Source organism: Acidovorax sp. 94, assembly GCF_003634645.1.
Taxonomy (GTDB): Bacteria; Pseudomonadota; Gammaproteobacteria; order Burkholderiales; family Burkholderiaceae_C; genus Acidovorax; species Acidovorax facilis.
The window spans coordinates 4,898,286-4,921,256 of sequence record NZ_RBJA01000001.1; the positions used below are offsets into that span (position 1 = coordinate 4,898,286).

General features: G+C 65.0%; 20 protein-coding genes. 19 read left to right on the plus strand and 1 reads right to left on the minus strand.

Annotated elements, in window-relative coordinates; genetic code table 11:
• Positions 1 to 48 precede the first annotated feature (48 nt).
• Positions 49 to 753 (minus strand): glutathione S-transferase N-terminal domain-containing protein, encoded by a 705-nt coding sequence (locus C8C94_RS22575; RefSeq protein WP_121422301.1) that lies wholly within the window; start codon positions 751 to 753, stop codon positions 49 to 51.
• Between the two features lie 116 nt (positions 754 to 869).
• Here C8C94_RS22575 and dapF point away from each other — a divergent pair, with 116 nt between their 5' ends.
• From dapF to ftsW, 19 genes are all read left to right on the plus strand, one after another.
• Positions 870 to 1,751 carry a diaminopimelate epimerase gene (gene dapF, locus C8C94_RS22580; RefSeq protein ID WP_121422302.1) on the plus strand — a complete coding sequence of 294 codons (882 nt, stop codon included), beginning with the start codon at positions 870 to 872 and terminating at the stop codon, positions 1,749 to 1,751.
• On the plus strand, positions 1,748 to 2,437 hold the full coding sequence (locus tag C8C94_RS22585) for a DUF484 family protein (protein ID WP_055399608.1): 690 nt from the start codon (positions 1,748 to 1,750) through the stop codon (positions 2,435 to 2,437). The genes dapF and C8C94_RS22585 overlap by 4 nt, the downstream gene beginning before the upstream one ends.
• Before the next feature lie 45 nt (positions 2,438 to 2,482).
• Positions 2,483 to 3,460 (plus strand): tyrosine recombinase XerC, encoded by a 978-nt coding sequence (locus C8C94_RS22590; RefSeq protein ID WP_121422303.1) that lies wholly within the window; start codon positions 2,483 to 2,485, stop codon positions 3,458 to 3,460.
• A gap of 190 nt (positions 3,461 to 3,650) precedes the next feature.
• Positions 3,651 to 4,322 carry a signal peptidase I gene (gene lepB / locus C8C94_RS22595; RefSeq protein WP_121422304.1) on the plus strand — a complete coding sequence of 224 codons (672 nt, stop codon included), beginning with the start codon at positions 3,651 to 3,653 and terminating at the stop codon, positions 4,320 to 4,322.
• Positions 4,323 to 4,400: 78 nt separating this feature from the next.
• Positions 4,401 to 5,633, plus strand: a complete 1,233-nt coding sequence (locus C8C94_RS22600) for a class I SAM-dependent rRNA methyltransferase (RefSeq protein WP_121422305.1) — start codon at positions 4,401 to 4,403, stop codon at positions 5,631 to 5,633.
• Positions 5,634 to 5,759: 126 nt separating this feature from the next.
• On the plus strand, positions 5,760 to 6,821 hold the full coding sequence (locus tag C8C94_RS22605) for a GTP-binding protein (protein ID WP_121422306.1): 1,062 nt from the start codon (positions 5,760 to 5,762) through the stop codon (positions 6,819 to 6,821).
• Positions 6,822 to 7,002: 181 nt separating this feature from the next.
• Positions 7,003 to 7,800 carry an RNA polymerase-binding protein DksA gene (dksA, locus tag C8C94_RS22610; RefSeq protein WP_082437502.1) on the plus strand — a complete coding sequence of 266 codons (798 nt, stop codon included), beginning with the start codon at positions 7,003 to 7,005 and terminating at the stop codon, positions 7,798 to 7,800.
• 43 nt (positions 7,801 to 7,843) lie between these two features.
• A complete protein-coding gene (locus C8C94_RS22615; protein ID WP_121422307.1) occupies positions 7,844 to 9,607 on the plus strand; it encodes an STAS domain-containing protein in 1,764 nt (587 codons plus the stop codon).
• Between the two features lie 181 nt (positions 9,608 to 9,788).
• Positions 9,789 to 10,355, plus strand: a complete 567-nt coding sequence (hslV, locus tag C8C94_RS22620) for an ATP-dependent protease subunit HslV (protein WP_055399580.1) — start codon at positions 9,789 to 9,791, stop codon at positions 10,353 to 10,355.
• 107 nt (positions 10,356 to 10,462) lie between these two features.
• Positions 10,463 to 11,788, plus strand: a complete 1,326-nt coding sequence (gene hslU / locus C8C94_RS22625; protein WP_121422308.1) for an ATP-dependent protease ATPase subunit HslU — start codon at positions 10,463 to 10,465, stop codon at positions 11,786 to 11,788.
• A gap of 253 nt (positions 11,789 to 12,041) precedes the next feature.
• Positions 12,042 to 12,470 carry a division/cell wall cluster transcriptional repressor MraZ gene (gene mraZ / locus C8C94_RS22630; protein WP_008903734.1) on the plus strand — a complete coding sequence of 143 codons (429 nt, stop codon included), beginning with the start codon at positions 12,042 to 12,044 and terminating at the stop codon, positions 12,468 to 12,470.
• Positions 12,471 to 12,478: 8 nt separating this feature from the next.
• The gene (gene rsmH, locus C8C94_RS22635; protein WP_055399576.1) at positions 12,479 to 13,405 is read left to right on the plus strand and encodes a 16S rRNA (cytosine(1402)-N(4))-methyltransferase RsmH; all 927 of its coding nucleotides are present in this window, start codon (positions 12,479 to 12,481) and stop codon (positions 13,403 to 13,405) included.
• Position 13,406: 1 nt separating this feature from the next.
• Positions 13,407 to 13,727 carry a cell division protein FtsL gene (ftsL, locus tag C8C94_RS22640; protein ID WP_055399574.1) on the plus strand — a complete coding sequence of 107 codons (321 nt, stop codon included), beginning with the start codon at positions 13,407 to 13,409 and terminating at the stop codon, positions 13,725 to 13,727.
• On the plus strand, positions 13,724 to 15,469 hold the full coding sequence (locus C8C94_RS22645; protein ID WP_121422309.1) for a penicillin-binding protein 2: 1,746 nt from the start codon (positions 13,724 to 13,726) through the stop codon (positions 15,467 to 15,469). The genes ftsL and C8C94_RS22645 overlap by 4 nt, the downstream gene beginning before the upstream one ends.
• The gene (locus C8C94_RS22650; protein ID WP_121422310.1) at positions 15,466 to 16,971 is read left to right on the plus strand and encodes a UDP-N-acetylmuramoyl-L-alanyl-D-glutamate--2,6-diaminopimelate ligase; all 1,506 of its coding nucleotides are present in this window, start codon (positions 15,466 to 15,468) and stop codon (positions 16,969 to 16,971) included. The genes C8C94_RS22645 and C8C94_RS22650 overlap by 4 nt, the downstream gene beginning before the upstream one ends.
• Positions 16,968 to 18,431 carry a UDP-N-acetylmuramoyl-tripeptide--D-alanyl-D-alanine ligase gene (gene murF, locus C8C94_RS22655; RefSeq protein ID WP_121422311.1) on the plus strand — a complete coding sequence of 488 codons (1,464 nt, stop codon included), beginning with the start codon at positions 16,968 to 16,970 and terminating at the stop codon, positions 18,429 to 18,431. Before C8C94_RS22650 ends, murF begins: the two co-directional genes overlap by 4 nt.
• A gap of 51 nt (positions 18,432 to 18,482) precedes the next feature.
• Positions 18,483 to 19,661, plus strand: coding sequence for a phospho-N-acetylmuramoyl-pentapeptide-transferase (gene mraY / locus C8C94_RS22660; protein WP_055399566.1), 1,179 nt, complete (start codon positions 18,483 to 18,485; stop codon positions 19,659 to 19,661).
• Complete coding sequence (murD, locus tag C8C94_RS22665; RefSeq protein WP_370449757.1) at positions 19,658 to 21,694, plus strand: UDP-N-acetylmuramoyl-L-alanine--D-glutamate ligase; 2,037 nt, start codon at positions 19,658 to 19,660, stop codon at positions 21,692 to 21,694. The genes mraY and murD overlap by 4 nt, the downstream gene beginning before the upstream one ends.
• Positions 21,691 to 22,965, plus strand: coding sequence for a putative lipid II flippase FtsW (gene ftsW / locus C8C94_RS22670; protein ID WP_055399564.1), 1,275 nt, complete (start codon positions 21,691 to 21,693; stop codon positions 22,963 to 22,965). Before murD ends, ftsW begins: the two co-directional genes overlap by 4 nt.
• Positions 22,966 to 22,971: the final 6 nt, after the last annotated feature.

Here is a 22,971-nt window from a genome sequence, read left to right on the forward strand (position 1 = left end):
TATCAAGGGCGGGCGAGAAAGAAAGCGCCAGCGCGCACCCCTCTTCTCTCAACCGCGTGCCGGAATCGCCAGACCCCTGACCACCGCAGGGCGTGCCACAAACACGTCCAGCACGCGCTGCACGTCGGTGAACTGGCCAAACTCCACCAGGTCGCTCGCGCCGTAGAAACCAATCAGGTTGCGCACCCAGGGCAGGATGGCGATGTCGGCAATGGTGTACTGGTCGCCCATCACCCACTGGCGGCCCGCCAGGCGCTGGTTCAGCACGCCCAGCAGGCGTTTGGACTCGGCCACGTAGCGGTCGCGCGGGCGCTTGTCTTCATAGTCCTTGCCCGCAAACTTGTGGAAGAAGCCGAGCTGGCCGAACATCGGGCCCAGGCCGCCCATCTGCCACATCACCCACTGGATGGTTTCGTAGCGCGCAGCGGCCTCCTGCGGGATCAGCTGGCCGGTTTTCTCGGCCAAGTACAACAGGATGGCGCCGGATTCGAACAATGCCAGCGGCTGGCCGTCCGGGCCGTTGGGGTCGAGGATGGCGGGGATCTTGTTGTTGGGGTTGAGCGACAGGAACTCGGGCGAGGTCTGGTCGTTGGTGTCAAAGCTCACCAGGTGGGGTTCATACGGCAGGCCCAGCTCTTCGAGCGCAATCGACACCTTCACCCCGTTGGGCGTGGGCAGCGAATACAGCTGGAGGCGGTCGGGGTGCTGGGAGGGCCATTTGTGGGTGATGGCGAAGGCGGAAAGATCGGGCATCAAAGAGTCCTTGGCGGGTGGCAGCCAGAGCGGCGCCCAAAGAGCGCAAGCCTAATGGGGCCGTGAAACCGGCGCTGCCTGAGGTTATTGGCGGCCCACCGACGATAATCTGACGGATGCAGATTCGCTTTACCAAAATGCAGGGCGCGGGCAACGATTTCGTGGTGCTCGACGAAACGCAGGGCCGCCTGGGGCTCAGCACCGCCCAATACCGTTTTCTGGCCGACCGCCACTTCGGCGTGGGGGCCGACCAGATCCTCACCGTGCGTCCTTCGCCCGCTGACGGTATCGACTTCGAATACGTGATCCACAACGCCGATGGCGGAGAGGTGGAGCAGTGTGGCAACGGCGCCCGCTGCTTTGCGCGCTTTGTGCACGACAAAGGCCTGTCGGGCAAAGACACCCTGCGGGTGCAGACCCAAAGCGGCGTGATCGCCCCCCGCCTCACGCCCGATGGCCGTGTCACCGTGGACATGGGCCGCCCGCAGTTCGATCCCGCGCAGGTACCGTTCGATGCCAGCGGCCTGAGCCCTGTAGAGCAAGGATCAGGGCAAAAATGGCCTCTAGCGCTTGATGGTAAAGCGCTGGTAGCTACTGTTTTGATAGCGGTTGTCTCCATGGGCAACCCCCACGCCGTGCAACTGGTGGACAACGTGGACACCGCCCCCGTCGCCGAAGCGGGCCCTTTGATCGAGCGCCACGCGCGTTTTCCACAGCGCGTGAACGCAGGCTTTTTGCAGATCGTGGACCGCACCCACGTGCGGCTGCGCGTGTTCGAGCGCGGTGCTGGTGAGACCCTGGCCTGCGGCACGGGCGCCTGCGCCGCCGTGTCGGCCGGCATCCGCCTCGGCTTGCTCGATAACGAGGTGCATGTGGACACGCGCGGCGGCCGCCTCACCATTGCCTGGAGCGGTGCCGACACCGATTCCGTTTTCATGACAGGCCCCGCCACCACGGTGTTCGAAGGCCAGATCGATATTCCTGACACCCTCCTATGACGTCCCACATCCCACCGATCACCGAAGACGACATCGCCCAGTTCCTCACCAACACGCCGGGCTTTTTCGAACGCCATGCCGAGGTGCTGGCCAGCGTGCAGATCACCAGCCCCCACGGCGCGCGCGCCGTGAGCCTGCAGGAGCGCCAGGCCGAAATGCTGCGTGAAAAGATCAAGGGCCTGGAGCAGCGCATCATGGAAATGGTGCGTAACAGCACCGAAAACGCTGCCATTGCCAACAAGGTCCACCAATGGACCGGCAGCCTGCTGCAGGTGCGCGACCCGTTCGACCTGCCCCAGGCCGTGGTGGATGGTGTGCGCACCCTTTTCGACGTGCCCCAGGCGGCGGTCCGCGTGTGGGAGGTGGCCGCGCCGTACATCGACGCCGACTTCACCCAGGGCGCCAGCGAAGACGCCCGCGCGTTCGCCTCGTCGCTCACCATGCCGTTCTGCGGCCCCAACCTGGGTTTCGAACCCGCCGCCTGGCTGGCCAACGAGGCGGGCGAACCCGCCCAGTCGCTGGCCCTGCTGCCGCTGCGCGCAGGCGCCATCGACAGCGCCACGCCCGCCTTTGGCCTGCTGGTGCTGGGCTCGCAAGACCCGCAGCGTTTTGATGCCACGATGGGCACCGAATTTCTGTCGCGCATGGCAGAACTCGCCAGCGCCGCATTGCTTCGTCTGAAGTAGCCAGACGGCCAGCGGCCACTCTGCGGCGGCTCAGCCACGGTAACCATGTCTGACACGCCCACTGCGCCCACCACGCTCGACCCCCACGTCCTGCGCTACCTGGAGCACGTGCGCGTCGAAAAGCGGCTGGCAGCGCGCACGCTCACGCTCTACACCCTGGACCTTGAAAAGCTCGCGCAGTTTGCGGCGGCGGTCAGCGTGCCGCTGCTGCAGCTGCAGACCGCACACATCCGCCGTTTTGTCGCGCAGATGCACAGCGGCGGGCGCAGCGGGCGCGGCATTGCGCTCATCCTCTCGGGCTGGCGCGGTTTTTTCATCTGGGCGGGGCGGCAGGGGCTGATTCCGCACAACCCGGTGCAGGACGTGCGCGCCCCCAAGGCGCCCAAGCCACTGCCCAAGGCGCTGGGCGTCGATGACGCCGTCCGGCTGGCCGAATTCGACAACACCGGCGCCGACCCCTGGCTGGAGGCGCGCGATGCTGCGATGGTCGAGCTGCTCTACGGCTGCGGCCTGCGCGTGGGTGAACTCGCGGGGCTCGACGCCATCCCCAATGCCGACACCCAGCGCCAGGGCCGGGGCTGGGTCGATCTGCAAGCGGGTGAGGCCCATGTGTTCGGCAAGGGCAGCAAGCGCCGCAGCGTGCCCGTGGGGCGCGCGGCCACCGCAGCGCTGCAGGCTTGGCTGCTACTGCGGGCCACGCCCTTCGGCGGTGAAGGATCGGCGCGGCTTGACACCGCACTGTTCGTCGGCCAGCGCGGCAAGCGGCTCACGGCACAATCGATCTGGTTGCGCCTGCGCCAGCGCAGCCAGCAGGCGGGTTTGACCACGCCGGTGCACCCGCACATGCTGCGCCACTCGTTTGCCAGCCACCTGCTGCAAAGCAGCGGCGACCTGCGCGCGGTGCAGGAGCTGCTGGGCCACGCCAACATCACGACCACGCAGGTCTATACGCGGCTCGATTTCCAGCACCTGGCCAAGGTGTACGACGCGGCCCATCCTCGCGCTAGAAAGAAGCCCCCCTGAGCGGCTGCGCCGCTTCCCCCAAGGGGGACGCACCTGGTGGCCCGGCAAGCCGGTTCCACGGGTGCACTGGAATTGGCTGCGCTCACAGCAAGTGCTGGGGAGATCCGCACTGGCCTGTCTCACGGAACCAAGTTGCAACAGGGCGCATCCGAGCAGAGCGCTTGCTTTGAAGCTACTTGGAGTTGTCGTCATGCTGCTGAACTGGATCAAATCGAACCGTGGGTTCATCGTGTTGCTGCTGTGTTTCGGCATCTTTCGCACGGCGGTGGCGGACTGGAACCCGATCCCTTCGGGTTCGATGCGTCCCACACTGCTCGAAGGCGACGTCGTTTTTGTCAACCGCCTGGCCTACGACCTGAAACTGCCGCTGACCGACGTGGTGCTCGCCCGCCTGGGCGAGCCCGCGCGGGGCGATGTGGTCACCTTTTCGTCCCCACGCGATGGCACGCGGCTCATCAAGCGCATTGCGGCGTTGCCTGGCGACACCGTGGAGATGCGCGACGAGGTGCTGTACCTCAACGGCGAGGCGGCGCGCTACGACGCGCCCGAAGCGGTGACCGAAACCCTGGCGGAATGGGGCGCCCAGGTGCCCGCCACCCGCTGGACCGAGCACCTGCAGGGCCACGAGCGCCGTGTGCAGTGGCTGCAGGGCGTGACCGCGCACCGCAGCTTCGGCCCGGTGACGGTGCCGGAGGGCGAGTACCTGGTGCTGGGCGACAACCGCGACAACAGCGCCGACTCGCGCTACATCGGGTTTGTGCAGCGCCACCTGCTCATCGGCCAGGCGCGCCGGGTGCTGGTGTCGGCCGACATCCTTGCCAACTGGGCCCCGCGCCTGGGGCGTTTCGGTCACCCGCTCTGACGGCGGCGCTCTGTGCACAGGGCAGCGTCGCACGTACAGGGTCTGCCCGGGGCGCATTCACGCGACAATCGCCCCATCATGAAAACCCTTCGCCTTCGCCCTGGCAAAGAGCGCTCGCTCCTGCGCCGCCACCCCTGGATCTTCGAATCGGCCATCGCCAAGGGCGGCGGCGACAGCGGCGAGACCGTGCGTGTGGAGTCGCACGAAGGCCAGTTCCTTGCCTGGGCCGCCTTCAGTCCCAGCTCGCGCATTCGCGCGCGGGTGTGGAGCTTTGACGAAGCGCAGCGCATTGATGCTCCGTTTTTTATAGCTGCTTGTGCACGTTCCATCATCGCCAGAGCCCGATTTGACGTGCAAAGCGATGGTGTGCGCCTGGTGCACGGCGAGTCCGACGGCTTGCCTGGGCTGATCGTGGACCGCTATGGCGATACGCTGGTGGCGCAGTTCACCAGCGCGGGCACCGAGCGCTGGAAGGACGTGATCGCCGATGCCCTGCTGCGCGAGACGGGTCTGACCAAGCTGTATGAACGTTCGGACGCCAGCGTACGTTCTTTGGAAGGCCTGGAGCCCGCTACGGGCTGGCTGCGTGGCGGTGCACCCGCGCATGCGGGCGATGCTCCACCGCCGCTGGAACTGTCCATCCACGAACACCAGTGGCAACTGACCCTCAACATCGCCGAGGGTCACAAGACCGGCTTCTATCTGGACCAGCGCGACAGCCGCAAGCGTTTTGCCGACTACGCGCAGCGTTTGGGCTTCAAACACGTGCTCAACTGCTTTTGCTACACCGGCGGCTTCAGCGTGGCGGCGCTGGCGGGCATGCGTGCGGCAGGCACCGTGGCCGATGGGCATGTGACGTCCATCGACTCGTCCGGTCCTGCCTTGGAGCGTGCCCGTGCGCACGTGGCGCTCAACGGGTTCGACCCGAACCGCGCGAGCTTTATGGACGCCGACGTGAACGCTTCACTGCGCCAGTTCCTCAAGGAAGGCCAGCGTTTTGACGCCATCATCCTCGACCCGCCCAAGTTTGCGCCGACCGCAGCGCACGCCGAACGCGCGGCCCGCGCCTACAAGGACATCAACCGGCTGGCGCTGCAGCTACTCACCCCGGGCGGGGTGCTGTTCACCTTCTCGTGTTCGGGCGGCATCAGCGCCGACTTGTTCCACAAGATCGTGGCGTCGGCGGGCGCGGATGCGGGCGTGGATGGCTACATCCTGGAGCGCCTGGGCGGCGCGCCCGACCATCCGATGACGCTGGAATTCCCGGAAGGGGAATACCTCAAGGGCTTGGTCGTGATGCGCAAAGGGTGAGCCCGGCGGCGTCCGGCAGGGGCTTGACAGCCTCGGTACACTGAAAAAACGCCCCCTGTGCGGGGCCCTGCAGCCCGCAGCATCGGGCTGCAGCGCATGTATTTGATTCCCTTGAAAGACAGATTTATGGCACTGATCCCCGTCACTATCCTCACCGGCTTCCTGGGCTCGGGCAAAACCACGCTGCTCAAGCGCCTGCTCTCCGAAGCCCATGGCCAGAAGATCGCCGTGATCGAGAACGAATTCGGCGAAGAGAACATTGACAACGACATCCTCGTGACCGAGTCCACGGAGCAGATCGTGCAGATGAGCAACGGCTGCATCTGCTGCACCATCCGTGAAGACCTGCGCGAGACGCTGCAGTTGCTGGCCGCCAAGAAGCGCAAGAACCTGCTGGAGTTCGACCGCATCGTGATCGAGACCACCGGCGTGGCCGACCCGGGGCCGGTGGCGCAGACCTTCTTCATGGACGAAGAAATCGCCGAGACCTACCTCATCGACTCCATCATCACCCTGGTGGACGCCAAGCACGCACCCCAGCAACTCAACGACCGCCAGGAAGCGCGCCGCCAGGTGGGTTTTGCGGACCAGATCTTCCTGTCCAAGACCGACCTGGTGTCCAAGGACGAGACCGAGGCGCTGATCCATCGCCTCAAGCACATGAACCCGCGCGCGCCCATCAAGGCCGTGCATTTTGGCGAGGTACCGCTCAAGGAGGTGCTGGACCTGCGCGGCTTCAACCTCAATGCCAAGCTGGATATCGACCCGGACTTCCTCAAGGAAGAAGGCGACGGGCACGACCACCATGATCATGACCACGAACATGGCGAGCACTGCAGCCACCCCTCGCACCAGCATGAACATGGCCATGGTCACCACCATCACCACGATGACGATGTGAAGAGTTTTGTGTACCGCTCCGACCGGCCGTTCGACCCGGCCAAGCTGGAGGACTTCCTGGGGGCCATCGTGAATATTTACGGCCCGCGCATGCTGCGCTACAAAGGTGTGCTTAATATGAAGGGCACTGAACGCAAGGTGATCTTCCAGGGGGTGCACCAACTCATGGGAAGCGATCTGGGCCCTCAATGGGCCGAGGGTGAGGCGCGCACGAGCAAGATGGTTTTTATTGGCATTGACCTGCCCAAGGACATCTTCCTGCAGGGGCTGGAACAAAGCCTGGTCTGACCCTCATCGGGGCCTGTGCCGCCCAGGTGAGAACGGCGTGTTTGTGTTGTATCTGCAACGTTTTCGTTTGCGTCAGCCCAGGTCGATACAATCGCGCCCCGGTAAAACCCCGGAAGGCTTGCCACCCGCCCTTGGCTGCGAATGCAGCTAGGGCCCGCCCGTACTGCGAGGAGACCAGGAAGTGAAAGCCGACACCAGCAAATCCAAGGGGGCCACCAAGGCAACCCCTGCCGCGGCGAAAAGCGCCGCCGCCCCAGCGGCACCCAAAGTTGCTGCGAAGGCCACTGCCAAGGCTGCTGCGGCGCCCAAGGTGGCCGCACCCCCCGCCGTGGCGGCGCCTGCTCCGGCACCCGTGCTGCAAGCAGGCTCGCAGGTACCCGTGCGCACAACCCGGCCTTCTTCACGATTGGCCCAATTGACCGTACCATCCATGGCACAGACAGTGGCTTCGACCGCTGCCAAAGCCAGTTATCTACATACCATGCCCACGACCGCGCAAGCACAGCCTACGTATACGGCTGCCAAAAAAGACCCCAAGCTGGCGAACAACTGGAAAACCAAGTCCGCCGCTGAGTTGACCGATGCCGAAGTCATGGCCATGCCTGACGACGAGTACATGAACGACAAGCAGATGGCCTTCTTCCGCCTGAAGCTGGTGCAGCTCAAGCAGGAGATCCACAACAGCGCTGGTGAAACCACCGAACACCTTCGTGAAGACACCGTGGTGGTGCCCGATCCGGCCGACCGCGCAACGATCGAAGAGGAACATGCCCTGGAGCTGCGCACCCGCGACCGCGAGCGCAAGCTGCTCAAGAAGATCGAGCAGTCCATTGCCCGCATTGACGCAGGTGACTATGGCTACTGCGACGAAACTGGCGAACCCATTGGTGTGGGCCGCCTGATTGCCCGTCCCACTGCCACGTTGTCCCTCGAAGCGCAGCAACGCCGCGAACTCAAGCAGAAGATGTTTGGTGATTGACCGGGCCGCCTGGCCTGATCAACCCCCAAGCGCACCCTGAGCCATGAGCAAGGAAGAAACCGCCCCCGGAGGTCTGCTGTCGAAGGTGGTTCGGTTCGTGAAGAACCCGACGGTGAACTGGACCGAGCTGGACTCCATCCAGGACGACCGGGAGAGCCAGTACAGCAAGCAGATGCTCAAGGAGATGATCGAGCGCAAGCGCCGCAACGACTTCGTGCGGCGCCGCGAGTTCGATCAGCTGCGCAAGCTGCGTCAGCGCGAGGTGCTGCAGGGCCAGCGTGTGGAAGACGCCGCAGGGCGCCCCTCGTTCTTTCAGAGCAGCATGGCATCGCCCGACGAGCGGGCCGTCACGCTCAAGAAGATCGACGAGATCGAAGCGCAGATGTCGCAGCAGTGGTGGAAGAGCAAGCAAGGTGCAGAGGCTCCCACGCAACCTGGCGCCATGCCTGTTGCTGCCGACGCAGCTGCGTCCTCTGATTCCGCCCACGCAAGGGCGTATGCGCCCACGGCACCCGGCAGCCTGCCAGCGCCCCTCGAAAACAAGGCCGGTGTCCAGCCGCTGTTTGCCGATGACAGCATGGCCATTGGCCGGTTTGGCGGCACCGATGCGCAAATGCTCGCGGGTGCAGGTCCTGGCGAAGCGTCCTTCAGCCTTGCGGCAGCTACTGCGGTAACGCCAGCGCCCGCATCCGAACCGGAGGAATTCGTGCACGAACCCGATTTAGAAGAAGCTGCCATCCGGTTTGCCAATGGCGACCACGCCGGGGCTGAGTCCGGCCTGCTCGATGTGCTGGCCCAGCACCAGCAGGATGCGCCCGACGACCAGCTCGAAATCTGGATGACACTGTTCGACCTGTACCGTGCAACGGGCCAGCACGACCGGTTTGACACCCTGGCCATCGACTTCGCCGCCCAGTACAGCCGCTCCGCTCCGCTGTGGTTTTCCATGCCCGAGCAATTGGGCATGGCACCACCCGCCGCAGCAGCTGCGCCTGGAACGGCTGCAGCCGCACCGGCAGGCGCGGTGCGCCGCGATTTCAGCTGGAACGCGCCGCCCACGCTGGCTGTGTCTTCGGTGGCCGCACTCCAGGCCTCGTTGGCACGCGCCGCGTCGCCCTGGACCCTGTCCTGGGCCCGCTTGGGCGCTATCGACGACGCTGCCGTGCCTTTGCTGGCGGACCAGTTCACCCAGTGGGCCGAGCGTGATGTTCAGCTGGTGTTCTCCGGGGTAGAAAAGCTCAACGCCCTGCTGGATGCCAAAACCCAGTCTGGCGACCGCGCCACCAGCCCCGAGTGGTGGCGCCTGCGCATGGCGGCACTGCGGCTCATGGGCAAGCCGGATGAGTTCGAGCTGGTTGCGTTGGATTACTGCGTGACCTACGAAGTCTCTCCGCCGTCGTGGGCGTCGCCGCGCTGCGGGTATTCGGACAACGAAGGTGTGTCTTCGGGCTCGGCGCCTCTGGCGGCCGACAGTGACTTCATGGCCTCCGACCTGGGTGAGTTGTCCGCCCCCGCTCCGCTGGAGGCGGGCCCCGTGGCGCAGCTCAGCGGCTATATCGATGGTGATGCCACGCCATTGCTGGAGCCTTTCCAGGCCTTCCTGCGCCCGGGTGTGCCGCTGACCATTGCCTGCGACAAGCTCATTCGTGTGGACTTCGCGGCTGCGGGCTCGGTGCTCAACTGGGCGGCCGAGCAGCAGGGCCACGGCCATGTGATCCAGTTCCAGAACCTGCAGCGGCTGGTGGCAATTTTCTTCAACGTGATCGGTATCAACGAGCACGCTTGGGTGGTACCCCGAAAGAACTGAAACCTCCATGGGACGCACCACCAGTGCGGCGGAGCAACCCTTGCGCGCCGGCTGGGTGCGGGCCGTGATCGTTGCATAGTTTTTGGGTGGGCTGCGGGGCCACGGATTCGGTGGCTGCTCGTGGCAGTTAGCGTTCGGCTTCGCCTTGAAAGCGCTGCCCGTGCCCTCAACTGCCGCAGCTATGGACTCATCAAACGACAACCACCCGGTGTTCCACGGCACCACCATCCTGAGCGTACGCCGCCAGACGCCCCAGGGCGTTCAAGTGGCCATTGGCGGGGATGGCCAGGTCACCCTGGGCAACATCGTGGTCAAGGGCACGGCGCGCAAGGTGCGCAAGCTGCACCACGGCAAGGTGCTGGCCGGTTTTGCGGGCGCCACGGCCGATGCCTTCACCCTGTTTGAGCGCTTTGAAGCCAAGCTCGAAAAACACCAGGGCCACCTGGTGCGGGCAGCCATTGAACTCACCAAGGACTGGCGCACCGATCGCGTGCTGCGCCGCCTCGAAGCCATGCTCGCCGTGGCCGATCTGGAGGCCTCGCTCATCATCACCGGCAATGGCGACGTGCTGGAGCCCGAGCAGGGCATCGTGGCCATTGGATCGGGCGGGGCCTACGCGCACTCGGCCGCCAAGGCGTTGCTCAACCACACCGACCTCTCTGCGCAGGACATCGTCAAGAAGTCGCTGGAGATTGCCGGCGAGTTGTGCATCTACACCAACATGAACCACACCATCGAGACCTTGTAGGCAGAGTGCTTTTTGCAGGGCGGTCTTGACCGCATTTGATACGTTTTTGATAGCTGCTAGCGCTTGATAGATAAGCGCTAGAGCCCAATTTGACTGGAATTTTCGCCATGTCGTCCATGACCCCCCAGGAAATTGTCTCCGAGCTAGACCACCATATCGTGGGCCAGGCCAGCGCCAAGCGTGCCGTGGCCATTGCGCTGCGCAACCGCTGGCGCCGCCAGCAGGTCGAAGGCAGCCTGCGCCAGGAGATCACACCCAAGAACATCCTCATGATCGGCCCGACCGGCGTGGGCAAGACCGAGATTGCGCGCCGCCTGGCCAAGCTGGCCGATGCGCCCTTCATCAAGGTCGAAGCCACCAAGTTCACGGAGGTCGGCTATGTCGGCAAGGACGTGGATTCCATCATCCGCGACCTGGCGGAGATGGCCGTCAAGCAGACGCGCGAATCTGAGATGAAAAAGGTGCGCGCCCGCGCCGAAGATGCTGCCGAGGAGCGCATCCTGGACGTGCTGATTCCCCCGGCCCGCGCAGCCGCAGGCACCGAGCCCGCGGCTGACAACACGGCCCGCCAGGTCTTTCGCAAGAAGCTGCGCGAAGGTGCACTGGATGACAAGGAGATCGAGATCGACGTGGCCGAAGGCCGCCCCCAGCTCGAAATCATGGGTCCCCAGGGAATGGAAGAAATGGCCGAGCAATTGCGTGGCATGTTCAGCCAGATGGGGCAGGACAAGCGCAAGACCCGCAAGCTCAAGATTGCCGAGGCCCTGAAGCTCATTACCGACGAAGAGGCGGGCAAGCTCGTCAACGAGGAAGAGATCAAGACCCGCGCCGTTGCCAATGCCGAGCAGAACGGCATCGTCTTCATCGACGAGATCGACAAGGTGGCTGCGCGCCAGGAAACCAGTGGTGCCGACGTGTCGCGCCAGGGCGTACAGCGCGATCTGCTGCCGCTGGTGGAGGGCACCACGGTGTCCACCAAGTACGGCATGATCAAGACGGACCACATCCTGTTCATCGCATCCGGGGCGTTCCACCTGTCCAAACCCAGCGACCTGATCCCGGAGCTGCAGGGGCGCTTCCCCATCCGGGTCGAGCTGGAGTCGCTGTCGGTCAAGGACTTTGAGGCCATCCTCACGCAGACCCATGCGTCCCTGGTCAAGCAGTACCAGGCCCTGCTGGCCACCGAAGGCGTCACGCTCGAATTTGCGCCTGAGGGCATCACGCGCCTGGCGCACATCGCCTTTGAGGTGAACGAGCGCACGGAGAACATCGGTGCACGCCGCCTGTCCACGGTGATGGAGCGCTTGCTGGACGAGGTGAGTTTTGATGCGACTCGCCTATCGGGTCAGACCATCACCATTGACGCTGCCTATGTGGACGCCCGCCTGCAGACACTGAGCCGGGACGAGGACCTTTCACGCTACATCCTGTGACCACTCGGTCAAGCCTTGAGAGGTCACTTTCATAGGCCTCTCTAAGTGCTTATTTTTCAACGACTTTTGGCTTTTTAATCTCGGCAAAGTCGCGTCTAAGTCGTTGATTTCATTACAAAAGTTTGTTGGGCACCCTCTTGTTCGGTGTGCTTTTCCTGCTACAGTGCAAAAAAGTGCAATTAAGTGGTGAAAAGTGCCCTCAAGGTCCATTGCACGGACCCCCGAGGCGCAAAACCGAATTGGAAATCTGTCTGTGTTTCAAGGTGCCTCGTCGCTGAGTCTCGATGCGAAGGGTCGGCTGTCTGTGCCGACCCGGCATCGTGACGTCCTGGCGGCCACGGCATCCGGTCAGCTCACCATCACCAAGCACCCGCACGGCTGCCTGATGGTGTTTCCCCGCCCCGAGTGGGAGAAGTTCCGCGAGCGCATTGCCCAGCTGCCCATGTCCGCCCAGTGGTGGAAGCGCATTTTTCTGGGCAACGCCATGGATGTGGACATGGACGCCACGGGCCGCGTGCTGGTTTCGCCCGAGCTGCGTGAAGCAGCCGGTATCTCCAAAGACACCATGCTGCTGGGCATGGGCAACCATTTCGAACTTTGGGACAAGGCCACCTACGACGAGCAGGAGGCCAAGGCCATGCAGGGCGAGATGCCGGATGTCTTCAAGGACTTCTCCTTCTAAGGCGCGCTGTGACATCCCCCCTGCAACACACCACCGTCCTGCTCAATGAGGCCGTGGATTCTCTCTTGGGCGGCGCAAGCCCTGAGCCTGCGGGCACCTGGGTCGATGCGACCTTTGGGCGCGGTGGGCACTCTCGCCTCATCCTCCTTCGGCTGGGGCCGCAGGGGCGCCTTGTGGCCTTCGACAAGGACCCCGAAGCCATCGCCGAAGCAACGCGCATCACCGATGCGCGTTTTTCCATTCGGCACGAGGGTTTCCGCCATCTGGCCGATCTGCCGCCCGCCAGTGCTGCGGGCGTGCTGATGGACCTGGGGGTGAGCTCGCCCCAGATCGACAGCCCCGAGCGGGGCTTCAGTTTCCGTTTTGACGGCCCGCTGGACATGCGCATGGATACCACGCGCGGCGAAAGCGTGGCCGATTGGTTGGCCACGGCCGAAGTCGGTCAGATTGCGGAGGTGATACGTGACTACGGTGAAGAACGGTTTGCTGGCCCCATTGCAAAGGCGATTGTTGCTCGGCGCGAAGAACGGGGTCCTCTTTCAACCACCGCAGAACTTGCCGATCTCGTGGCTGGCGCGGTCAAAACCCGCGAAGCGGGCCAGAACCCTGCAACGCGCACATTTCAAGCTCTTCGGATTTTCATCAACGCCGAGCTTGAAGAGCTGCAACAGGCGCTAGAGGCCAGCCTCTCGGTGCTGCAGCCGGGCGGGCGGCTGGTAGTCATCAGCTTTCATTCGCTCGAAGACCGCATCGTCAAGCAATTCATCGCCAAACACTCCAAGGAGGTGTACGACCGCCGTGCGCCGTTTGCCGCGCCGCAGGCCATGAAGCTCATCGCGCTGGACCGCATCAAGCCCAGTGCTGCCGAAGTGGCCGCCAACCCCCGCTCACGCAGCGCCATCATGCGCGTGGCCGAGCGCACGGCGGTCGTCTGACATGACGAGGCTCAACGTGGTCCTGTTGCTGGCGGTGCTGGCCAGCGCGATCTATCTGGTGCACACCCAGTATGAATCGCGCCGCCTGTTCACCGAGCTGGACCGCGCTGTGGCCGAGGCCCGTCGTCTGGAAACCGAGCACCAGCGCCTGCAGGTGGAAAAGCGCGCCCAGGCCACGCCGCTGCGGGTGGAGAAGATCGCGCGTGCCCAGCTGAACATGCGCACGGCCACGCCGGCCATCACGCAGTATGTATCTGACCCACAGGGTGTTGCGGCGGCGGCTGCAGCGGCCGCATCGCAACCGGCAGGGGTGCAGCCATGAGCCGCAGCGTGCTCTACACCTCCAGTCCGCTGCTGGCCAGCAAGACACCGGTCTGGCGCAGCAAGTTCATCGTGGCGATGATTGCTCTGGGTTTTCTGGGGCTGGCGGGGCGCGCTGCCTATGTGCAGGTGTTTGGCAACGCGTTTTTTCAGCGCCAGGGCGAAGTGCGTTTTGCGCGCACGCTGGAGCTGCCCGCCAACCGCGGCAAGATTGTGGACCGCAACGGATTGATCCTCGCCTCCAGCGTGCCGGCGGCCAGCATCTGGGCCATCCCTGAAGACGTGGACCAGGACAAGCCCGAGGTGCGCGCCAAGCTCAAGCAGTTGGCCAAACTGCTCGACATGCCGCAGGCCGAGCTGCAGAAAAAGCTGGCGGATGAAGACAAGACCTTTGTCTGGATCAAGCGCCAGCTCGACTGGGATGTGGGCCAGCAGATTGCTGCGCTCGACATCAAGGGCATCTACCAGCGCAAGGAATACAAACGCCAGTACCCCGAGGGTGAAGCCGCTGCGCACGTGGTGGGCTTCACCAACGTGGAAGACCATGGCCAGGAAGGCATGGAACTGGCGTTCGACAAGGAGCTCGCGGGAAAGCCGGGCTCGCGCCGCGTGATCAAGGACCGCCTGGGCCGCGTGGTCGAAAGCGTGGGCGAAACCGTGCCGCCGGTCGATGGCAAGGACATGCAGCTGTCCATCGACAGCAAGGTGCAGTTCTTTGCCTACCAGAAGCTGCGCGACCAGGTGGCCGCGCACAAGGCCAAGGCGGGCAGTGTGGTGGTGCTCGATGCGCACACAGGCGAGCTGCTGGCGCTGGCCAACTACCCGAGCTACGTGCCCGACAGGCGCCAGAACCTCACGGGCGAACAGCTGCGCAACCGCGCACTGACCGACGTGTTCGAACCCGGTTCGACCATGAAGCCCTTCACCATCGGCCTGGCACTGGAGACGGGTCGCGTGCGTCCCGAAACCATCGTGGACACCACACCGGGGCGCATCAACATTACCGGCTCCACCATCTCCGACACGCACAACTACGGCGTGCTGACGGTGGAAGGCGTGATCCAGAAGTCCAGTAACGTGGGCACCACCAAGCTGGCCATGCAGATGCCTGCACGCGAAATGTGGGAGACCTTCTCAGCCGCTGGTTTTGGTCAGAAGCCGCAACTGCATTTCCCCGGTGTGGTGACGGGTCGTCTGCGCCCCTACAAGACCTGGCGCCCGGTGGAGCAGGCCACCATGTCGTATGGCTACGGCCTGTCGGCCAGCCTGTTCCAGATGGCGCGCTCGTACACGGTGTTTGCCAACGGTGGCCGGGTGATTCCCGCCACCATGCTCAAGACGGCCGAGCCCGCCGTGGGCGTGCCGGTATTTTCCGAGCGCACGGCCGACCAGGTGCGCAAGATGCTGCAGATGGCTGCAGGCCCTGGTGGCACCGGCCAGAAGGCCCAGACCGTGGGCTACTCGGTGGGCGGCAAGTCGGGCACGGCGCGCAAGCAGGTGGGCAAGAACTACGCTTCGGGCAAGTACCGCGCGTGGTTCACCGGCATGGCGCCCATCGACAAGCCCCGCATCATCGTGGCCGTGATGATTGACGAGCCCAGCAATGGCGTGTTCTACGGCGGTGCCGTGGCTGCACCGGTGTTCAGCGAAGTCGTGCAGCAGACGCTGCGCATGATGGGCGTGCAGCCCGACATGGCGGTCAAGCCACAGATCGTGGCCAACGCGGTGGAGGAATCGCTATGACGACGGTGCCTTTGCTCCAATCGGTGCACGATGCCGTGGCCTGGCTGCGCGAGCGGGTGACCGGCACCCTGCAGACCGACAGCCGCCAGATCCGTCCCGGCGATGGTTTCATCGCCTGGCCTGGTGCCGCTACCGACGGCCGCGCCCACATCGGGGATGCGCTGTCGCGCGGCGCTGTGGCTTGCCTGGTGGAGCACGAGGGTGTCGAGGCCTTTGCGCTGCAAGGTTTGCCCGTGGCGGCACTCCATGGCCTGAAGGCCGCCACCGGCCTGATTGCGGCCGACTGGTTCGACCAGCCCACTCAGCGCTTGGACGTGCTGGCCGTGACGGGCACCAACGGCAAGACCAGCACCAGCTGGTGGCTGGCCGAAGCCCTCAATGTGCTATCAAAAAATGAGCTTACTGCGCAAGGTGGATGCGCGCTGGTAGGCACTTTGGGCATGGGAACGCCACCGGCACTCACCAGCACGGGCATGACCACCCCCGACCCGGTGCGCTTGCAGCGCGCGTTCCAACAGTTCGCCGATGCGGGCCGCACGGCCTGCGCCATTGAGGCCTCTTCCATCGGCCTGGCCGAGCACCGCATGGCAGGCACGCGCATCCGTGTTGCCTTGTTCACCAACTTCACGCAGGACCATCTGGACTACCACCCCGGCATGGCGGCCTACTGGCAGGCCAAGAGCGCGCTCTTTGACTGGCCGGGCCTGCAGGCTGCGGTGGTCAACATCGACGATGCACGCGGCGCCGAGCTGCATGCCACGTTGGCAGACCGGCTGCTGGACCTGTGGAGTGTGTCCATCACCGGCCCCGCCCGTCTGGCGGCGCGCGACATCAGCATGGGCGAAGGCGGGCTGCGCTTCACCGTGGCCGAAGGTGTGCACACGCATGTGCTGCAGACCCGCGTGATCGGGCATTACAACGTCTCCAACCTGCTGGGCGTGCTGGCCGGGCTGCGCGCGCTGGGCGTGCCGCTGCAGCACGCGCTGTATGCCTGCGCCCAGCTTTCCCCGGTGCCGGGCCGCATGGAGCAGATCCACCACCCTGGCCAACCCCTTGTGGCCGTGGACTATGCCCATACGCCCGATGCGCTGGACAAGGCGTTGCAAGCCCTTCGCCCGATCGCGCAGGAGCGCGGCGGCCAGCTCTGGTGCGTTTTTGGCTGTGGCGGCGACCGCGACGCAGGCAAGCGCCCGCTGATGGGCGCGGTGGCGCAGCACCATGCCGACCGGGTGGTGGTGACCAGCGACAACCCGCGCAGCGAAGACCCTGCGGCCATCCTGCACCAGATTCTGCAAGGCACCATTGCTGGCAACACCGTGCGCGCCGAGCCCGACCGCGCCGCCGCTATTGCGCTGGCCATTGCCGAGGCAGCGCCCGCCGATGTGGTGCTGATCGCCGGCAAGGGCCACGAAGACACCCAGGAGACGGCCGGTGTGCGCCTGCCGTTCTCCGACATGGCCCATGCGCAGACCGCGCTGCAGGCCCGAGGAGCCCGTCCATGACCGCCACCCCTGGGGTGATGATGACCCTGGCGCAGGCTTTTGCGCTGCTTCAGCCGCGCATTCCCGCCGCCCGCCTGGTGGGCGATGGCGCCACGCCGCTCGCACGCGTGCACACCGACACGCGCACGCTGCAGGCGGGGGACCTGTTTGTGGCGCTCAAGGGCGAGCGGTTTGACGCCAATGCGTTCTTGCCCGACGCCCGCGCTGGTGGCGCCGCCGCTGCCATCGCCCATGGCGGCCTTGCCGCCGCAGGCTTGCCCGGCATCGAGGTGCCGGACAGCCTGGCAGCGCTGGGCGCGCTGGCTGCAGCGTGGCGGGCGCAGTTCAGCCTTCCGTTGGTTGGCGTGACGGGCAGCAACGGCAAAACCACGGTGACGCAGATGATTGCGTCCATCCTGCGCGCCTGGAAGGGTGAAGCTGCCTTTGCCACGCAGGGCAATTTCAACAACGACATCGGCGTGCCGCTGATGCTTCTGCGCCTGCAGGCCAGCCACGCCGCCGCCGTGATCGAAATGGGCATGAACCACCCGGGCGAGATCGCCACGCTGGCCGCCATGGCGCAGCCCACGGTGGCGCTGGTCAACAACGCGCAGCGTGAGCACCTGGAGTTCATGCACACGGTGGAAGCCGTGGCCCGCGAGAACGGCTCGGTGTTCGCCAGCCTGCCTTCCGACGGTGTGGCCGTGTTCCCTGCGGGGGATGCCTACACGGGCCTCTGGCGCTCGTTGGCGGCAGGGCGCCGCGTTGTCACTTTTGGCGACGGTGGCGATGTGGCCTGCGCGCAAGCTACGTGGGGCCAGGGCGCTTGGGCCGTCACACTGGCCACGCCACAAGGCGAAGTGGCCACCCACCTGCACATTGCGGGGCGCCACAACGTGACCAACGCACTGGCAGCCGCTGCCTGCACGCTGGCGGCGGGGGCGCCCCTGGCCGCCATCGCCCAAGGGCTGAATGACTTTGTGCCAGTCAAGGGCCGCTCGCGCGCTTTCAGCGTGCACTGCGCGGGCCGCGACATCACCGTGGTGGACGACACCTACAACGCCAACCCCGACTCCATGCGTGCCGCCATCGACGTGCTGGCCGAGCTGCCCGGCCCGCAACTGCTGGTGCTGGGCGACATGGGCGAGGTGGGCGACCAGGGCCCGCAGTTCCACGCCGAGGCCGGTGCCCATGCGCGTGCGGCAGGCATCCCCCTGCTGTTCGCGCTGGGCGCGCAGTCGGTGCACGCCGCCACGGCCTATGGAGGTGCCCGGCATTTCAACGATATGAGTGCGCTGCTGGTGGCAGTGCGCGATGCCCTGTCCACCGTGGGCAGTGTGCTGGTCAAGGGATCGAGATTCATGAAGATGGAACAGGTGGTGGAGGCGATTGCCGCCACTGCAGCCGCCGCAGCGCAGCCGCAAGAACAACAACAAAAGCAGAACCGGGCACTGGAGGGACACCATGGCGCAACACTCTGAAGTCACCCGTGTGGTGGCGGCACCCAAGGCCGTGCAAGCGGGGGAGGCCACATGCTGCTGATGTTGTCGCAATGGTTGCAGGGTCTGTCGCCCGAGTTCGGCTTTTTCCGCGTGTTCCAGTACCTCACGTTCCGCGCGGTGATGGCCGCCATGACGGCGCTGCTCATCGGCCTGATTGCGGGCCCCAAGGTGATCCGTGTGCTCACCTCGCTCAAGATCGGCCAGCCCATCCGGGGCTATGCCATGCAGACGCACCTGTCCAAGAGCGGAACGCCCACGATGGGTGGCGTGCTGATCCTGCTGTCGATTGCGATTTCCACGCTGTTGTGGTTCGACCTGTCCAACCGCTTTGTGTGGATCGTGCTCATCGTCACGCTGGGTTTTGGCGCCATTGGCTGGGTGGACGACTGGCGCAAGGTGGTCAACAAGGACCCCGAAGGCATGCGCTCGCGCGAGAAGTACTTTTGGCAGTCGGTGATTGGCTTGGTTGCTGCGCTGTATCTGGTGTTCAGCATTTCCGAAAGCTCCAACGCCAAGGTGTGGGAGCTGTTCGTGGGCTGGGTGCAGTCGGGCTTCTCGCTGGACCTGCCGCCCAAGGCAGGCTTGCAACTGCCGTTTTTCAAGGAGATCAGCTACCCGCTGGGCGTGCTGGGCTTCGTGATCCTGACCTACCTCGTCATCGTCGGCTCCAGCAATGCCGTGAACCTGACAGACGGCCTGGACGGCCTGGCCATCATGCCGGTGGTGATGGTGGGTTCGGCCCTGGGCGTGTTTGCCTATGTCACGGGCAGCTCGGTGTACTCCAAGTACCTGTTTTTCCCGCACATTCCGGGCGCGGGCGAACTGTTGATCTTCTGCGCCGCCATGGCGGGGGCGGGCCTTGCCTTCCTGTGGTTCAACGCGCATCCAGCCCAGGTGTTCATGGGCGACGTGGGCGCACTGGCGCTGGGTGCTGCGCTGGGCACCATCGCCATCATCGTGCGGCAGGAAATCGTGCTGGCCATCATGGGCGGCATCTTCGTGGTTGAAGCACTGTCGGTGATGCTGCAGGTGACCTGGTTCAAGTTCACCAAGAAGCGCTACGGAGAAGGCCGCCGCCTGCTCAAGATGGCGCCCCTGCACCACCACTTTGAAAAGAGCGGCTGGAAGGAAACGCAGGTGGTCGTGCGCTTCTGGATCATCACCATGCTGCTGTGCCTCATCGGCCTGTCCACGTTGAAACTGCGATGAACGCTGACGAGCCTCTCATCCGTCCCACGCCCGCCGAAACCGGGGCGCCCGATGCCGCGCGGCCGTTGGCAGGGCCGGGCGCGGACGCCGACGTGAATGCGCCCGCCGGTGACGACTTTTTTGCACCGGACCCCACGGAAACTGTCGATACCGATACCGATACCGATACCGAGGCGCTGAACACCGATGCGCAGCAGCCCAGCGTGGGCATTGCGGCTGAGCCGTCGTCCCGGGCTGGCGAACCCGTCGCCGCAGTGCCGCCTGAAATGGCCGCGCCGGACGTGACCCCTGCAGCCGGGAACGCACCCGCCAAGGGCCATACCTGGGACCCTGAAGCCGTGCCCGCCATCTCGGCTGCCAAGGCTGCCGCCGATTTCGTGGCGCAGATCTTTGCCGACGTATCGGCGCCCGAGGCCGCGCCCGTCGAGCACAGTGTCGACGTTGAAGGCGTTGACGCCCCGGGTGCATCCGGCGCAGAGGCCGAGCCGCAGGTCGCGCCGCGCGAAGCCATGGCCCAACTGCTGCAAGGTCAGAACATCCTCATCCTGGGGCTGGGCGCCTCGGGCCTGGCCATGGCCCGCTGGTGCGTGCGCTGCGGGGCCGAGGTCACCGTGGCCGACACCCGCGCTGCGCCGCCACAGCTGCCCCTGCTGCAGCAGGAGCTGCCCCAGGTGTGTTTTGTCGCCGGTGCCTTTGATGCCAGCCTGGTGGAAGGCCAAGGCCTGAACGCGGTCTACCGTTCTCCCGGTTTGAGTCCTGAGGCAATAGCTCCTGTTTTGATAGCTGCTAGTGCTTGTGGAATAAGCGATGGGGGCGAATTAAGTTTGTATTCCATGGCGCTGAACGCGCTGCGGGCATCCCATGGCTACGCACCGGCGGTGCTGGCGATCACCGGTACCAACGGCAAAACCACGGTCACATCGCTCACGGGCCAGCTCGTGGAGCGTTCGGGCAAGAGCGTGGCCGTGGCTGGCAACATCGGCCCCACGTTGCTCGATACCCTGGCGGGCCACATCGACGCCGGCACGTTGCCCGAGGTGTGGGTGCTGGAGCTATCAAGCTTCCAGCTCGATGGTGTGACCAACTTTGAGCCCACTGCGGCGACCGTGCTCAACATCACGCAGGACCACCTGGACTGGCACGGTGACATGGCGGCCTACGCGGCGGCCAAGGCGCGCATCTTTGGCCAGACGGGGCTCATGATTTTGAACCGCGAAGACGTGGCCGTGATGCAGATGCTGCCGCCTCCGGTCAAGGTCAAGCTGCAAAAGCCCCAGGTGCGTGAGCACCTGACCTTTGGCGCCGACATGCCCCGGCGCCCCGGCGACTTTGGCATTGAGGTCGTGAGCGGCATGTCCTGGCTGGTACGCGCGATGGACGCGGATGAAACCCGCAAGCGCGGCCGCAACGAAGTGGCGGAAGACCTGCACATCCAGCGCCTGATGCCCGCCGATGCGCTGCGCATCCGGGGTCGCCACAACGCGGTGAACGCGCTGGCTGCGCTGGCCCTGGCCTCGGCCGCAGGCTGCACCTTGGCCCCGCTGCTGTACGGGCTGCGCGAATACCGGGGTGAGCCGCACCGTGTGGAGCCCGTGGCCATCATCAACGGCATTGAGTACTTTGACGACAGCAAGGGCACCAACGTGGGTGCCACGGTGGCGGCCCTTACGGGCCTGGGCGCAGAGCGCCGCATCGTGGTCATCCTGGGTGGCGAAGGCAAGGGGCAGGACTTCTCGCCGCTCGCAGCGCCGGTGTCGCGCTATGCGCGCGCTGCGGTGCTCATCGGGCGCGATGCGCCGCAGATCCGCGCTGCGCTGCAGGACTGCGGTGTGGTACTGCTGGATGCCGAGACGTTGCCTCAGGCTGTGGCTCTGGCCACGCAGCGGGCCCATGCGGGCGATGCCGTGCTGATGTCGCCCGCCTGCGCCAGCTTTGACATGTTCAAGGACTACGAACATCGCGCACAGGTCTTCTGCGACGCGGTGCGCACGCTGGCAGACGATGCCGGGCAATCCCTGGAGGGCATGGCATGACGGCCGATGTGCGCAATTCCACATTGCTGCAGCGGGTGACCGGCTGGTTTGGCGGCCTGCCCGGCAAGGCGGCCGACGTATTGCCGGTGCGCGTGGGCGGCACGGAGTACCGCCAGTCGTCTAGCACGCCGGCCAGCGTGCTGGGCTTCGACCAGGCCCTGCTGTGGGTGGTGGTCGCGCTGCTGGCCTGGGGGCTGGTGATGGTGTATTCGGCCTCGATTGCCATGCCGGACAACCCGCGTTTTGCCAACTATGCCTCCACCCATTTTTTGACCCGCCACGCGATGTATCTGGTGATCGGGTTTGTGGTGGCCTTGCTGGCCTTCCAGGTGCCGATGGCGCTGTGGGAGCGTGCGGCGCCGTGGTTGTTCGTGGTCGCATTGCTGCTGCTGATCGCGGTGCTGATCCCCGGCGTGGGCAAGGTCGTCAACGGCGCGCGGCGCTGGTTGTCCATCGGACCCATTGGCTTTCAGCCCTCTGAAGTGGCCAAGTTTGCCGTGCTCATCTATGCGGCCGACTACATGGTGCGCAAGATGGAAGTGAAGGAGCGGTTTTTCCGCGCCGTGCTGCCCATGGGCGCTGCCGTGGGCATTGTGGGCGTGCTGCTGCTGGCCGAACCCGACATGGGCGCGTTCATGGTGGTGGCGGTCATCGCCATGGGCATTCTGTTTCTGGGGGGCGTCAACGCCCGCATGTTCTTTCTCATCGCCGGGGTGCTGGTGGCGGCTTTTGGCGTGATGATCGCCAGCTCGCCTTGGCGCCGCGAACGCGTGTTTGCCTACCTCGACCCCTTCAGCGAGGAGCACGCTCTGGGCAAGGGCTACCAGCTCTCGCACTCGCTCATCGCCATCGGGCGCGGCGAGATTTTTGGTGTGGGCCTGGGCGGCAGCGTGGAAAAGCTGCACTGGCTGCCCGAAGCGCACACCGACTTTTTGCTCGCCGTGATCGGCGAGGAGTTTGGCCTGGTGGGCGTGGTCACGCTCATCGTGCTGTTCTTGTGGATGACGCGCCGCATCATGCACATCGGCCGCCAGGCGATTGCCCTGGACCGCGTATTCGCTGGATTGGTGGCGCAGGGCGTGGCGATCTGGATCGGCTTTCAGGCCTTCATCAACATGGGCGTGAACCTGGGCGCGTTGCCCACCAAGGGGCTCACGCTGCCGTTGATGAGCTTTGGGGGGTCGGCGATCCTGATGAATCTGGTGGCGCTTGCGGTGGTATTGCGGGTGGATTATGAAAACAAGCTTCTCATGCGCGGAGGCCGCGTATGAGAAGTT